The sequence below is a fragment of the Agromyces tropicus genome, assembly GCF_039531345.1.
Classification (GTDB): Bacteria; Actinomycetota; Actinomycetes; order Actinomycetales; family Microbacteriaceae; genus Agromyces; species Agromyces tropicus.
On record NZ_BAAAPW010000002.1, the window covers coordinates 21239 to 34086 of the forward strand.

Consider the following 12848-nt stretch of genomic DNA (forward strand, 5'->3'; position numbering starts at 1 on the left):
GTCAGTCCACCCGCGGTCGGCGTCGCGGGTCCTCGAAGAAGTCGCGCAGCAGCCGCGAGGCAGCATCCTCCTCGATGCCGGCGTACACCTCGGCGCGGTGGTTGAGGCGGCGGTCCCGGAGCACGTCGTAGAGCGAGCCGGCCGCGCCGGCCTTCTCGTCCCAGGCGCCGAACACGACGGTCGGCACGCGGGCGGCCACGATGGCGCCGGCGCACATCACGCACGGCTCGAGGGTGACGACGAGGGTGCAGTCGGTGAGGTGCCGGTCCCCCGTGACCCGTGCGGCCTCGCGGATGGCGAGGAGCTCGGCGTGCGCCGTCGGGTCGTCGTGGAGCTCGCGCTCGTTGCGGCCGGTCGCGATGACCTCGCCGCCGCGGACGACGACGGCGCCGACCGGCACGTCGCCCGTCTCGAGGGCGGCGGTCGCCTCGGCGAGCGCGAGTCGCATCCACTCGACGTGCTCCGGGCGCGGCACCGGCATCCGTTCGCCCCTTCTCATCGGCGGAACCCCCGCAACTAGACTCGAGCCTATGCGAGTCCACGTCGCCGACCACCCGCTCATCACCCACAAGCTGACCGTGCTCCGCGACGAGACGACGCCGTCGCCCGTGTTCCGCGCGCTCGTGGGCGAGCTCATGACGCTCCTGGCCTACGAGGGCACGCGCGACGTGCGCGTCGAGCCGGTCGACATCGTCACGCCGGTGGCCCCGACGACGGGCGTGCGGATCGCCGACCCGAAGCCGTTGATCGTGCCGATCCTGCGCGCCGGCCTCGGGATGCTCGAGGGCATGACGACGATGATCCCGTCGGCCGAGGTGGGCTTCCTCGGCATGGCCCGCAACGAGGAGACGCTCGAGCCGACGACGTACGCCGAGCGACTGCCGGACGACCTCTCCGGCCGCCAGTGCTTCGTGCTCGATCCGATGCTGGCCACGGGCGGATCGCTGATCGCGGCGATCGAGTTCCTGCTGCAGCGCGGGGCGACCGACGTGACGGCGATCTGCATCCTCGCCGCGCCGGAGGGCCTCCAGGCGGTCGAGCAGGCCATGACGGGCCGCAACGTGTCGGTGGTGCTCGGCGCCGTCGACGACCACCTCAACGAGCACGGCTACATCGTGCCCGGGCTCGGCGACGCGGGCGACCGCCTGTACGGCACCGTCTGACCCTCCGCCGCGCCGATCCGGCCCGGTTCGTGCCGGCCGGGCGGCACGCCGTCATCCGCTCGCCTTCCCCCGCGCGGCATGATACGGACACCTCTCTCCGCAGGATCTTCGCTGTGAGACACGCCGAGCGGGGCCCGCTCCGGCAAGATTCGAGGAATTGACGCGAGATCGAAGGATCTTTCGAGGTCGATGGACGACCGGCGGGACCACCCACCTCCGACGGGCGCGCGGCGCACCGCGTGCGACGTCATGGAGGGTCATCGGGCGGTCACGGTTTGACACATCCGGGGCGCTCGGTTTGACTTTCGCCCATGACTGACACCGCACGCTCCCTGACCGCCCTCGAGGCTCAGTGGAACACCGGCACGATGATGCCGACGCGTGCCGCCATGTGTTGTCGAATGTGCCGCTGACCAGCGAACCCCCGCCGAGCACCGCGACCGGTCCGACCCCGACCGGCAGGGCTCCCGTCGAACCCGATGCCGATTGCCGGGTTCTCACCGGCCCACTCGGGCCTTCGCTTCCGACCCCGCTCGGGGTCGTCGACGCATCTTCAGCACAAGGATCCGCCATGTCCATCGCACTCGCCCACGTCCGTCCGTCCCACCCCGCGACCCGTCCGACGCACCCCGCTGCGCAGCGCTTCGCCGGACCCCGGCCCGCCGCCGCGGTCCCGACCGTCGCGCCGCAGCCGGCGGCCGCGCAGCCGGCCGCCGCGCAGCCCGCCGCCGACGTCGCCGCCGCCCGCATCCGCAGCGTGCCCGAGGGCACCGAGGCCCGGGGCTTCGTCCTCTACGTCGGCATCGACGAGGCGAAGGCCGCCGCCGACGGCACAAGCCTGCACCGCATCGTCGAGGCGCTGCGCACCCTGACGGCCGAGCTCTCGCCGTCGGCCGAGACCTATGCCGCCGTCGCGCTGGCCCCCGAGGGCGCCGGCGGCCGCGACGTCGACGTCGTCCGGCTGGCGCTGCAGGACCCGTCCGCGCTCGCGAGGCAGCGGGAGGCGCAGGGCCTCAGCGACGACGCCGACCGCCACCCGGACGGCGTCATCATCGACATCTCCCGCAAGCGCGTCCTGCTCGACGGCGAGCCCGCCGGCCTGACCTACAAGGAATTCGAGCTCCTGCAGTTCCTGGTGCTCCGCGAGGGCCGCACCATCGAGCGCCACGAGCTCATCGAGGGCCTGTGGGCCGGCGAGGACGAGGTGCCGAACGAGCGCACCATCGACGTCCACGTGCGCCGGCTCCGCTCGAAGCTCGCCCACTACCAGGACATCGTCCGGACCGTGCGCGGCATCGGCTACCGCTTCGACCGCCACGCCGACGTGTCGATCCGCCAGGCCTCGACGCCGAGCCCCGACGTCTTCTGACGCACGGCGCATCCCGGCCCCGGGCGGCCCCGGGGCCGGGCGACCTGGCGGCCGGGGCCGGCGGCCGGCGGCCGGCGATCAGTCCGTGCCGGACATCAGCCGGGCGATCGTCTCTATCGACCGGGCCAGCATCGGCCGGAAGCGCTCGGCACCGTCCTCGTCGAGCCCGGGGATGTCCGCTCCGAGCGTGAGATCGGTCCGATCCGGTCCGTGCGGGGCGACCTTCATGATGCCCCGGAACCGGATGCCGCGTTCGGCCGTCTCCACGGTCATCCGCTGCTCGGGCTCGAATTCGACGACCTCGGTGGTGCCCGTCGAGTCGATGCCGAACCGGGTGTTGCGCCGCGTCCAGGTCGTGCCCACGCCGACCGGGCCCGGAGTGGTCCGCTCGAGCGAGATGTCGTGGTCCCACCTCGGGTGGTTCTGCTCGTGGTGCACGGCGGCGAAGTCCCAGACCTCGGCCACCGGGTGCTCGACGATTCCCGTGACCTCGACCAGCATGATGCCCCCCCTCGTCGCGGGTCGGGGCCGAGGGTACTCCGGCCCGGGCCACGCGGACGGGGCCCGCGGACGGATGGTGCCCGCGTGGGCGCGTGACCACGTCCGCCTCTCCGCGTAGGGTGGGACCACGCGGGCCCCGGAGCGCCGTCCGCCGGCCTCGCACGCGGACCGCCTCAGGAACGCGGCTCGCGTGGATCTCGTCCCACATTCGGGGCACATCCCACTAGCGCCCGTTATCGATCCGTTATATATTCGTAGCGCACCGGCTGTTTGCTGTGGCGGCCGGTGCGGAATGTGATTGCAGGACACTCTTGGTGCAAGGGAGAGGGCCGGTCGTCAGCCTCTACGACCGGCCCTCAACCGTTCCCACCCCCAATGCGGGGGCACCCTCGTCCGCCTCGCCCTCGCCCGGTGCGATCGCGCGTCGCGGTTGCCTATTGTGGTGACGTCGGCGACCGGATCGCCGCACCGACGGAGGGAGCACGGGTGGCGGATCGCGCGATGGCGGTGGCCGCATGGGAGGCGCTCTTCCGCGCGCAGGTGTCGATCATGCGGGGTCTCTCGTCGGAGTTCCCGACCGAGGTCATGTCGCTCAACGAGTACGACGTGCTCTTCAACATCACGCGCGCGCCCGGTCGACGGCTGCGGCTGAAGGACCTCAACCGCAACGTGCTCATCTCGCAGCCCAGCGTGAGCCGGCTCGTCGACCGCCTGGCCGCGCGCGGGTGGGTCGAGAAGCTCGACGACCCGCTCGACGGCCGCGGCACGATCGTCGAGCTGACCGCCAAGGGCTTCCAGGAGTTCCGGCGCGCAGCCCTCCACCACATGGAGGCGATCACCGACCGCGTCGGCAGCACGCTCGACGACGACGAGCTCCACCAGCTGATCGAGCTGTGCGACCGGCTGCGCGAGGCGCAGGCGCCGGTCACGGCGCGGCGACGCGGCGACGCCGAGGCGGATGCTGCTCCGGCCGACGCCTCCTGACCCGGGCGCCGACCGTGGCGCCGCGGACACCTGCAGCGGATCGCTCCCGGGCATGACGGTGGGGCGGGAACCCTACCTCCCGCCCCACCGCGGCCTCACAGGGAGGCCCTCCCCGCCGAGCGACCCGAACTGAGCTCGGCGAGCCACCTCCCGAGCGACCATGCTGGGACATCGGGTCGCATCCGCCGCGCGGCGAAACGTCGGGTCGGGCCCCGACTCGGGTTTTGAGGAATCGTATCGTTCCGTCCCGCCCTCCCGCAGTGCCCCAGAGCGGGGGCCACGTATCGGAGGCGGGCTTCCGGATGCCGGGCCGTCAGCGCACGGCGGCCTGCGACGCCGGCCAGTCGATCGCATCCTCGTACCCGGGATGCTTCCGCAGCCATGCGGCGATGAACGGGCACCGCGGCACGATCCGCTCCCCGCGCGCGATCGCGTCCTCGACCACGGAGCGCGCCAGTCGCGACCCGAGCCCGCGACCCTCGAAGGCCGGATCGATGACCGTGTGGAAGAACACGATCTGCCCGGGCTTCAACCGGAACTCCGCGAAGCCGGCCTCACCGCCCCCGAGCAGCAGTCGGTAGCGTCGGTCCTCGTCGTCGCGGACGACCTCGATGTCGTCGTCGGTCACGGATCTCTCCCTTCCCCGGGCCGTTCCCGGCCCGAACGCTCATCAGGTGGAACGCGCGAGCCGCGTCGGCATTCCCCGGGCAGGATCGCCGAGCGCGATCGCAGCGATCGCCCCGGTGCGCATGCGCTCGGCGAGCGGGACTCCCGGTCGCGGCCCGACGGGCGCCGGGATCACGCGCGCGGCAGCCGCTCCGGGGCTCGCCGTCCGGCCCGCCCCGGCGGGGCTCGCCACCGCGGCGGGGTCGCCGCGCTCGGGATGCGTCGTGAGCACCAGGGTGATCAGCCAGACGAACACCAGCGCGAACGCCACCATCTCGAACACCGTCAGCGACGCCCACCCGAGCCGGTCGTAGACCACCCAGGTCAGCACCTCCGCCGAGAGCGACGCGATCGAGGTCGCGACGAGGGCCCGGGGCATCCGTCGAACGAGCCGGGGCGTGCCCGCCGCGAGCGCGAAGAACGAGGCACCGGCGGTGCTCGCGAAGACGTTGTGGATGACCTCGTCCGCGTCGATCGGCACGAGCCCGACGCCGGCGAGCGCGAGGCCGATGGTGGCGATCAGGATGCGGACGACGACCGTCGCGCCGCGACGCGGCCGGTACTCGGGGCGGGCGAGCCCCCGGGCGAGCGGGCGGGACATCGCCGCCATCGCGCCGCCCGAGAGGACCAGCGCCGCATTGAACCACACGGCGGCCACGTCATCCGAGGTGCCGAGGGTCGAGAAGTTGCTCGCCCACCATTCGCCGGTGTCGGTCAGGCTCATGCTGGCGAGCGACCCCGCTGCCAGGAGCATCGCGACCAGGTTGAACGACCGGTACACCGGCTGCCCGTGCGCGCGCCGGTGCACCGACCCCGTCAGGGCGCCGAGGCCACCCGCGAAGACGGCGCACGCGGTCACGTGCCCCCCGGGCAGGGGCGCGAACGCGTCGGCCGAGCTGGCGACGGCGAGCGCGGCGATCGACGCCCAGACCGCGGCGTTCGCGAGCGCGCCCAGCTCCGGGGAGGCCCACGACACGCGGCAGCGCCCGCCCGCGCCTCGTCCGCCGCCGATGGAGGCGAGCGTCAGGGCGGTGAGCGAGAGCAGGGCGGACGCCACGGCGACCACGACGCACAGCACGTCGACGAGCGGATGCGCGGCGTCCCCGACCGTATGGTGCGCCTCGTGCACGGTGTGGACCAGCAGGTTCGCGACGGCGACCGCCACGGCCACCGCGATGACGAGCATCGCCGTCATCAGGGCAGCATGACGGACGACCGGTGCCGGGCCGGTCGCAGCGGCTCGCTCACCCCTCATGCCGAACTCTCGATCGCGGGAACAGGCGGGATCAGAGCCTAGCCGCATCGGCCCGCGCCCCTGAACCCCGGTCGCGGCCCCGTCGCGCGATGCATGGCGGATTCACAGAGAAGCCATCACCGCGGCCGAGAGCCCTCCACATTCGGGCGCCCGTAGGGCAGGCTGGGCGCATGGCACGACTGGGACTCGACGCCGACGTCGACCTCGGCCGGATCCGCGCCGCCGGCACTGCGGCGCCCGATCCGGCGGACCCCGAGTTCGACCGCCGCCTCGCGACGCACTTCCCGACCCTCCACGGACTGTTCCGCCGACTGTACGGCGATCGCGACGACGCGTTCGAGTCGCTCGCGGGCATCGTGGCGGATGCCGCCGCCTCGTGGTCGGAGCGCCCGGCAGACCTGCGCGCGCTCGACGCGCGACGCGAGTCCGACACCGACTGGTACCGGTCGAACCGCATGCTCGGAGGCGTCTGCTACGTCGACCGGTACGCCGGCGACCTCGACGGGCTCCGTGGCCGCATCCCCGGATTCGTGGAACTCGGCCTCACGTACCTGCACCTCATGCCGCTGTTCGCAGTGCCCGAGGGCAACTCCGACGGCGGCTACGCGGTGTCGAGCTACCGGGCGGTCCAGCCGCGCCTCGGCACGATCGACGACCTGCGCTCCGTCGCCGCCGAGCTCCGCGCGGACGGCATCTCGCTCGTGCTCGACTTCATCTTCAACCACACCGCGTCGGACCACGAGTGGGCCCGGCGCGCGGTCGCGGGCGAGCCCGGCTACGAGGACTTCTACCTGATCTTCCCCGACCGCACGATGCCCGACGCGTACGAGCGGACGGTGCGCGAGATCTTCCCCGACGACCACCCGGGCTCGTTCGTGCAACTCCCGGACGGGCGGTGGATCTGGGCGACGTTCCACTCGTTCCAGTGGGACCTCAACTACGCGAACCCGGCCGTGTTCCGCGCCATGGCGGGCGAGATGCTGTTCCTCGCGAACCTCGGCGTCGAGGTGCTGCGGATGGACGCGGTCGCCTTCATCTGGAAGCGGCTCGGCACCCCGTGCGAGTCCCTGCCCGAGGCGCACCTGCTGCTGCGCGCGTTCAACGCGGTCCTGCGCATCGCCGCGCCCAGCCTGCTGTTCAAGTCCGAGGCGATCGTGCACCCGGACGAGGTGGTCGAGTACCTCTCGCTCGAGGAGTGCCAGCTCTCGTACAACCCGCTCCAGATGGCCCTCACCTGGGAGGCGCTCGCGACCCGCGACCCGCGGATGCTGCAGCAGGCGCTCGAACGCCGGCACGCGCTGCCCGAGGGGTGCACGTGGGTCAACTACGTGCGCGGGCACGACGACATCGGCTGGACCTTCGCCGACGAGGACGCCGCCGAGCTCGGCATCGACGGGTACGACCACCGCCGGTTCCTCAACGCGTTCTACGTGGGGCGCTTCCCGGGCAGCTTCGCGCGAGGGGAGCCGTTCCAGGAGAACCCGCGCACGGGCGACGCCAGGGTGGCCGGCACGACGGCCTCGCTCGCGGGCGTCGAGGCGGGCGACGAGCACGGCGTGGACCGCGTGCTGCTGGCGCACGCGATCGCGCTGTCGACCGGCGGCATCCCGCTCGTATACCTCGGCGACGAGGTCGCGCAGTTCAACGACCGGTCGTACCGGGACGACCCGGCGCTCGCCGGAGACGCCCGATGGGTGAACCGTCCTCCGTACCCCGCCGAGGCGTACGCGTCCCGGCACGACCGCTCCACCGCGGCCGGCGCCGTGCACGCAGGGCTCATGCGGCTCATCGCGGTCCGGCGGGCGGCGCCCGAGTTCGCGGGCGGACGGCTGGTCGCGTTCGACGCGCGGCATCCGACCGTGCTCGGCTACCAGCGGCCGGGGCCGGAGTCAGCGGCCGGCGTCGGGGTCCCGGGCGTCGACGGCGCGGCATCCGCCACCACGACCGTGCTCTGCCTCGCGAACGTCGGCGACGCGCCCGCGACGATCGACGCGCTCACGCTGTCGGGGTTCGCGCCCGAGGCGCACGAGCTCATCTCCGACCGTCGCGTCTCGCTCGAGCGCGGGCTGGTCCTGGATCCCTGCCACGTCGCCTGGCTCCGCGTGCGCGCGGCGGAGTCGCCGCCGCGGTTCTAGGGCGGGACCGCTCAGTCGATGCGGCGACCCCGGCGCAGCACGGGCTCGACGTAGCCCGAGCCGTGGTCGAGCTGGTAGTCGAGGTTCACGGCCGCGTTGATGAGCGCGAGGTGGCTGAACGCCTGCGGGAAGTTGCCGAGCTGCTCGCCGGTGAGACCGATCTCCTCGGCGTAGAGCCCGAGGTGGTTGGCGTAGGTCAGCATCTTCTCGAACACGAGCCGCGCCTCGTCGAGGCGGCCAGATCGGGCGAGCGCGTCCACGTACCAGAACGAGCAGAGCGTGAACGTCCCCTCCGATCCGGCCAGGCCGTCTGGTGCGGCGGAGGGGTCGTACCGGTACACGAGGCTGTCCGAGACGAGTTGCTCGTCGATCGCCTCGAGCGTCGACATCCACATCGGGTCGCGCGACGTGACGTACCCGAGCAGGGGCATCCGCAGCAGGGAGGCGTCGAGCACGTCGCTGCCCTCGTGCTGCACGAACGCCTGGCGCACGTGGTTGAACCCCGTCTCCATGATGCGCTCGTAGATCCGGTCCCGCTCGTGCATCCAGCGCGTGAACGACGCGGGCCGGCCGTGGGCCTCGGCGAGGCGGATGCCGCGGTCGAGCGCGACCCACGACATGAATCGGCCGTAGGTGAACTTCTGGGGGCCGCCCCGCGTCTCCCAGATGCCCTCCTCCGGGGTGTCCCAGTGGTCGCACAGCCAGTCGAGCATCGAGCGGACCTTCATCCAGCCCGCGTGCGAGAGCTCGACGCCGTGCGTGTCGGCGAGGTGGATGGAGTCCATCGCCTCGCCGAAGATGTCGAGCTGCAGCTGGTCGGACGCCCCGTTGCCGACACGGACGGGCTTGGACTTCCGGTAGCCGGAGAGCTCGTCGAGGATGGTCTCGTCGAGGTCGGCGGAGCCGTCGACGCGGTACATGATCCGCAACGGCGCGGCGTCCGCGCCGACCTGCTCGTGGATGCGGTCGAGGAGCCAGGAGACGAACGCCTCGGCCTCCTCGCTGTAGCCGAGGCTGAGCAGCGCGTAGACCGAGAACGACGCGTCCCGGATCCACGTGTAGCGGTAGTCCCAGTTGCGCTCGCCGCCCACCTGTTCGGGCAGTCCCGTCGTCGGCGCCGCCACGAGCGCGCCCGTCGGCGCGTAGGTCATGAGCTTCAACGTGATCGCGGAACGCGCGACCATCTCGCGCCAGCGGCCCGTGTAGGTCGAGCGATCCACCCACGCCCGCCAGTAGCGCCGGGTGGCGAGGAACGTCTCGATGAGCTCGTCCTCGGAGATCTGCCGCGCCTCGACGTCGCCGGACTCGAGCATCACGCCGGTCAGCTCGCCGGCCTGCAGCGTGATGGTGACCCTGACGCCGCCGTCGACGACCTCGACCCGGCCGGCCCGCTGGTCGCCGTGGATGATGGGGTCTCCGACGCGGTGCAGGGTCAGGGTCAGGTCGCCGGAGACGAACTTCGCACCGGGGCCGGACGGCTCGAGCTTGTGCGGAGCGCGCCCGTAGTCGAATCGCGGCTGGATCTCGCCCTCGAACGTCATCTCGCCTCGGACCACCCGGACCATGCGCACGATCGCGTGGCGGTCGGTGGCCGGTCCCTCGGCGACGGGCATGAAGTCGATCACCTCGCCCACGCCGCCGTCGGTGAGGAAGCGCGTGATGAGGATCGCCGTGTCCGGCAGGTACAGCTGCCGCGTGACGTACTCGGCGCCGACCGGCCGCACGCGGAAGTACCCGCCCTTGTCGGCGTCGAGCAGCGATCCGAAGATGCTGGGGGCGTCGAACCTCGGAGAGCAGAACCAGTCGATCGTCCCGTCGGTGGAGACCAGCGCCGCCGTCTGGAGGTCGCCGATCACGCCGTGGTCGCTGATGTTCGGGTACCGCTTCGCCATGGGCCACCCCTTCCCCATTCGGAAGGGTGGCACGCCCACCGGGACGGGGCAAGCGCGAGCGGGGCGCGCCCCGGAACGACGGAAGCGGTCCGCACCTCGTGCGAACCGCTTCCTGCCTGCGCGCCCGGAGGGACTCGAACCCCCAACCTTCTGATCCGTAGTCAGATGCTCTATCCATTGAGCTACGGGCGCATGGCTCGTCGCCCGCGACCTCTCGGCTCATCAGGCAACCCCGTTACTTTATCCCACGCCGCGGCCGTACGCCAATCGAGCGGGCCGGCCGGGCGCGTCGACCGGACGGATGCCGCCCGGGCGCCCGTCGGGGGCGCCGGATCCCCCGGCGGGGACGGGAATCCGGGACGATCATCGGGCCCCGGGCGCACTAGAGTTCCGACATGGGCAAGCTCATCTACAACTCCTCCAATCGCGAGATCGAGATCGAGGACCGGACGCTCGCGCACCTGCGGGTGGCCATCATCAACAAGCTCCGCAGGTCGGAGAGCTTCGCCATGACCTGGGAGCACGGCATCGAGCACGGCAGCGGCCGCACGACGCTCTGGCTGCACGAGTCGATCCCGCTGCAGTTCGTGTTCAGCGGCAACCGCCCGCCCAAGCTGAACCGGCTCTGGATCGAGCAGATGCTGCTCTCGGCGAACAGCACCGGCGGCCTGCAGAACGTGCCCGAGCCCGACGAGAACGAGCCCTTCGAGGTCGAGTGAGCCCAGCCGGAGGCGCCGGGGGCAGGCACCGACGCGACCGCTGACGCGCGCTCGCGGGTAGCAAGCCCGGTCCGGGACGACAAGCCCCTCGACCGACCCGACGGCACGTGCCTACGGTGCCCCGGTGCGCATCAGAGCGCACGGGAACGGAGGCATCGCCCATGAGCACGACCGTGACCGCCGACATCGAGGTGGACGTCCCGATCCGCGTGGCCTACGACCAGTGGACGCGCTTCGAGTCCTTCCCCGAGTTCATGTCGGGCGTCGACTCGGTGCGCCAGCTCGACGACACCACCACGCACTGGGTGACGTCCGTGGGCGGCGTGACCCGCGAGTTCGACGCCGACATCTCGGACCAGGTGCCCGACGACCACGTCGCCTGGCACAGCACGACCGCCGACACCGACCACCGTGGTCGCGTGGCGTTCAGCCCCGCTCCGGGCGGGAGGACCCGCGTCGACCTCACCCTGGAGTGGCAGCCCGAGGGCTTCGTCGAGCGGGCCGGCGCGGCGCTCGGCGTCGACGACCGGCAGGTCGAGCGCGACCTGACGCGGTTCAAGGACTACGTCGAGGCGCGGGGAGACGTCGAGGGCGGATGGCGCGGCGAGGTCCACGGGCCCGGGGCCGCCGCCTCGGGCGGGCTGGACGACGGCATCCGCGGCACCGACGCCGACCTGCGGGCGTAGCGCCCGCACCGGCGCCGCGGACGAGCGCGAGGGCCCGCACGGCATGCGTCGTGCGGGCCCTCGCCCGTGCGGCGGGTCGGGCGTGCTCAGCCGAGCGCGTCGGCCGGCTCGATGGCGTCGTCCGCCTCGGGGTCGAGCTGCTCGGGCACGAGCTGGATGCCGCCCGTGGAGTTCGCGCTGCGCATGAGCTCCTCGAGGTAGGTGCGGCTGAGATCCGGCGGCTCCGGGTCCTCGAACGTGAACCGGAGGGGGATGTTGGGGTGCAACCAGAGCGTCGTCCGCCCCGGCACCTCGTCCTCATCCGGATGCCGCCATGACACGGTGAACGACTCGCCCCGTCGCAGCTTGGTGATGATCGCCACCTGCAGGTGCGCGAGCGCCCGGTCGTCGATGCCGATCGGCGTGCCGTCGTTCCCGTAGTACAGCGTGCCCATCCGGCGAGGCTACTCCGGCACGGCCGTCGGCCGCAGGACGTTCGGCACGCACCTCGCCGTCGAGTCGTCAACCCCCTCCGGGCGCATGGGGGTCGAACGTAGCGTGGTCGGCGGACGTTCCGGACGCGAGGCGAGGAGGTCGCCATGCACGATCGACTGGTCGATCCGACGACGAAGCACACCACCATCCCGTTCCCCCGGCAGGAACAGGCGCCGCCGGGCCTGACGCCGCGGATGGTCCCGCAGCCCGACCACGGCGAGTACAGCTACCGGGGCTCCGGCCGGCTCGAGGGGCGTCGTGCGCTCATCACGGGCGGCGACTCCGGCATCGGCCGCGCCGTCGCGATCGCCTTCGCCAGGGAGGGCGCCGACATCGCGATCGCGCACCTCCCCGACGAGCGCGAGGACGCCGAGGAGACCGCGTACTGGATCCGCGACGCCGACCGCCGGGTCGAGCTGCTCGCGGGAGACCTGCGCGAGGAGGCGCACTGCGAGGAACTGGTCGATCGCACGTGCGCCGCGCTCGGCGGCCTCGACCTGCTCGTGCTGAACGCGGCGCACCAGCGCGACCGCGACGGCATCGACCGCCTGCCCACCGACGGCTTCGACGACGTCATGCGCGTGAACCTGTACGCGAGCGTGTTCCTCGCCCGCGCCGCCGTGCCCCGCATGGACGCGGGCTCGTCGATCATCACGACGACGTCGATCCAGGGCTTCGACCCGTCCCCTCGGATCGTCGACTACGCGATGACCAAGGCGGCGCTCGTGGCGTTCACCAAGGCGCTCGCCGAGGAGCTCGGGCCGAGGGGCATCCGGGTCAACTCCGTGGCGCCCGGCCCGATCTGGACCCCGCTGATCCCGGCGACCGGGTGGCCGGACACGCTGCCCGGGTTCGGACGCGACACGCCGCTGGGGCGGGCGGGCCAGCCCGCCGAGGTCGCCGGCGCCTACGTCTACCTGGCGTCCGAGGCGGCGTCGTACACGACGGGCGCGATCCTGCCCGTCACCGGGGGGAAGCCGCTCTGACACGGCTCGGCGCGGCAT

General features: G+C 72.4%; 13 protein-coding genes and 1 tRNA gene. 7 read left to right on the forward strand and 7 right to left on the reverse strand.

The window, feature by feature from the left end; genetic code table 11:
- Nucleotide 1 precedes the first annotated feature (1 nt).
- Complete coding sequence (tadA, locus tag ABD230_RS05820) at nt 2-481, reverse strand: tRNA adenosine(34) deaminase TadA (protein ID WP_344370264.1); 480 nt, start codon at nt 479-481, stop codon at nt 2-4.
- Between the two features lie 49 nt (nt 482-530).
- Here tadA and upp point away from each other — a divergent pair, with 49 nt between their 5' ends.
- Both upp and ABD230_RS05830 read left to right on the forward strand, forming a co-directional pair.
- Nucleotides 531-1163: a uracil phosphoribosyltransferase gene (gene upp, locus ABD230_RS05825; protein WP_344370265.1), complete on the forward strand. Its 633-nt coding sequence runs from the start codon at nt 531-533 to the stop codon at nt 1161-1163.
- A 571-nt stretch (nt 1164-1734) separates the two neighbouring features.
- Nucleotides 1735-2532: a winged helix-turn-helix domain-containing protein gene (locus ABD230_RS05830; RefSeq protein WP_344370266.1), complete on the forward strand. Its 798-nt coding sequence runs from the start codon at nt 1735-1737 to the stop codon at nt 2530-2532.
- 78 nt (nt 2533-2610) lie between these two features.
- Here ABD230_RS05830 and ABD230_RS05835 read toward each other — a convergent pair whose 3' ends face one another.
- Nucleotides 2611-3033 (reverse strand): SRPBCC family protein, encoded by a 423-nt coding sequence (locus ABD230_RS05835; protein ID WP_344370267.1) that lies wholly within the window; start codon nt 3031-3033, stop codon nt 2611-2613.
- A 501-nt stretch (nt 3034-3534) separates the two neighbouring features.
- On the opposite strand from ABD230_RS05835, the gene ABD230_RS05840 reads away from it, so the two are divergent.
- The gene (locus tag ABD230_RS05840; RefSeq protein ID WP_344370270.1) at nt 3535-4017 is read left to right on the forward strand and encodes a MarR family winged helix-turn-helix transcriptional regulator; all 483 of its coding nucleotides are present in this window, start codon (nt 3535-3537) and stop codon (nt 4015-4017) included.
- A gap of 313 nt (nt 4018-4330) precedes the next feature.
- Here the strand turns inward: ABD230_RS05840 and ABD230_RS05845 are convergent, their stop codons facing one another.
- Together ABD230_RS05845 and ABD230_RS05850 are read right to left on the reverse strand one after the other, a co-directional pair.
- Entirely contained in the window at nt 4331-4645 is a 315-nt protein-coding gene (locus ABD230_RS05845) for a GNAT family N-acetyltransferase (RefSeq protein WP_344370272.1), read from the reverse strand.
- A gap of 42 nt (nt 4646-4687) precedes the next feature.
- Nucleotides 4688-5878, reverse strand: coding sequence for a DUF998 domain-containing protein (locus tag ABD230_RS05850; protein WP_344370274.1), 1191 nt, complete (start codon nt 5876-5878; stop codon nt 4688-4690).
- Between the two features lie 230 nt (nt 5879-6108).
- On the opposite strand from ABD230_RS05850, the gene ABD230_RS05855 reads away from it, so the two are divergent.
- Nucleotides 6109-8073: an alpha-amylase family protein gene (locus ABD230_RS05855; RefSeq protein ID WP_344370275.1), complete on the forward strand. Its 1965-nt coding sequence runs from the start codon at nt 6109-6111 to the stop codon at nt 8071-8073.
- Nucleotides 8074-8084: 11 nt separating this feature from the next.
- Here the strand turns inward: ABD230_RS05855 and ABD230_RS05860 are convergent, their stop codons facing one another.
- Nucleotides 8085-9965, reverse strand: coding sequence for a glycoside hydrolase family 15 protein (locus tag ABD230_RS05860; RefSeq protein ID WP_344370278.1), 1881 nt, complete (start codon nt 9963-9965; stop codon nt 8085-8087).
- A 119-nt stretch (nt 9966-10084) separates the two neighbouring features.
- Nucleotides 10085-10157 (reverse strand) — tRNA-Arg (locus tag ABD230_RS05865).
- Between the two features lie 203 nt (nt 10158-10360).
- Between ABD230_RS05865 and ABD230_RS05870 the strand changes: the two genes are divergently transcribed.
- Together ABD230_RS05870 and ABD230_RS05875 are read left to right on the forward strand one after the other, a co-directional pair.
- Complete coding sequence (locus ABD230_RS05870; RefSeq protein WP_344370280.1) at nt 10361-10684, forward strand: DUF7882 family protein; 324 nt, start codon at nt 10361-10363, stop codon at nt 10682-10684.
- A 161-nt stretch (nt 10685-10845) separates the two neighbouring features.
- Entirely contained in the window at nt 10846-11370 is a 525-nt protein-coding gene (locus ABD230_RS05875; RefSeq protein WP_344370281.1) for an SRPBCC family protein, read from the forward strand.
- A gap of 86 nt (nt 11371-11456) precedes the next feature.
- Here ABD230_RS05875 and ABD230_RS05880 read toward each other — a convergent pair whose 3' ends face one another.
- Nucleotides 11457-11804, reverse strand: coding sequence for a DUF7882 family protein (locus tag ABD230_RS05880; protein WP_344370283.1), 348 nt, complete (start codon nt 11802-11804; stop codon nt 11457-11459).
- A 144-nt stretch (nt 11805-11948) separates the two neighbouring features.
- On the opposite strand from ABD230_RS05880, the gene ABD230_RS05885 reads away from it, so the two are divergent.
- Nucleotides 11949-12830: an SDR family oxidoreductase gene (locus ABD230_RS05885; protein ID WP_344370286.1), complete on the forward strand. Its 882-nt coding sequence runs from the start codon at nt 11949-11951 to the stop codon at nt 12828-12830.
- Nucleotides 12831-12848 lie beyond the last annotated feature (18 nt).

Bases quoted from the DNA above. Each gene is read 5' to 3' on its own strand.
- tadA (WP_344370264.1), bottom strand. From the start codon at position 481: ATGCCGGTGCCGCGCCCGGAGCACGTCGAGTGGATGCGACTCGCGCTC.
- ABD230_RS05860 (WP_344370278.1), bottom strand. From the start codon at position 9,965: ATGGCGAAGCGGTACCCGAACATCAGCGACCACGGCGTGATCGGCGAC.
- ABD230_RS05885 (WP_344370286.1), top strand. From the start codon at position 11,949: ATGCACGATCGACTGGTCGATCCGACGACGAAGCACACCACCATCCCG.
- ABD230_RS05850 (WP_344370274.1), bottom strand. From the start codon at position 5,878: ATGACGGCGATGCTCGTCATCGCGGTGGCCGTGGCGGTCGCCGTCGCG.
- ABD230_RS05880 (WP_344370283.1), bottom strand. From the start codon at position 11,804: ATGGGCACGCTGTACTACGGGAACGACGGCACGCCGATCGGCATCGAC.
- ABD230_RS05830 (WP_344370266.1), top strand. From the start codon at position 1,735: ATGTCCATCGCACTCGCCCACGTCCGTCCGTCCCACCCCGCGACCCGT.
- upp (WP_344370265.1), top strand. From the start codon at position 531: ATGCGAGTCCACGTCGCCGACCACCCGCTCATCACCCACAAGCTGACC.
- ABD230_RS05870 (WP_344370280.1), top strand. From the start codon at position 10,361: ATGGGCAAGCTCATCTACAACTCCTCCAATCGCGAGATCGAGATCGAG.
- ABD230_RS05835 (WP_344370267.1), bottom strand. From the start codon at position 3,033: ATGCTGGTCGAGGTCACGGGAATCGTCGAGCACCCGGTGGCCGAGGTC.
- ABD230_RS05875 (WP_344370281.1), top strand. From the start codon at position 10,846: ATGAGCACGACCGTGACCGCCGACATCGAGGTGGACGTCCCGATCCGC.
- ABD230_RS05855 (WP_344370275.1), top strand. From the start codon at position 6,109: ATGGCACGACTGGGACTCGACGCCGACGTCGACCTCGGCCGGATCCGC.
- ABD230_RS05840 (WP_344370270.1), top strand. From the start codon at position 3,535: ATGGCGGTGGCCGCATGGGAGGCGCTCTTCCGCGCGCAGGTGTCGATC.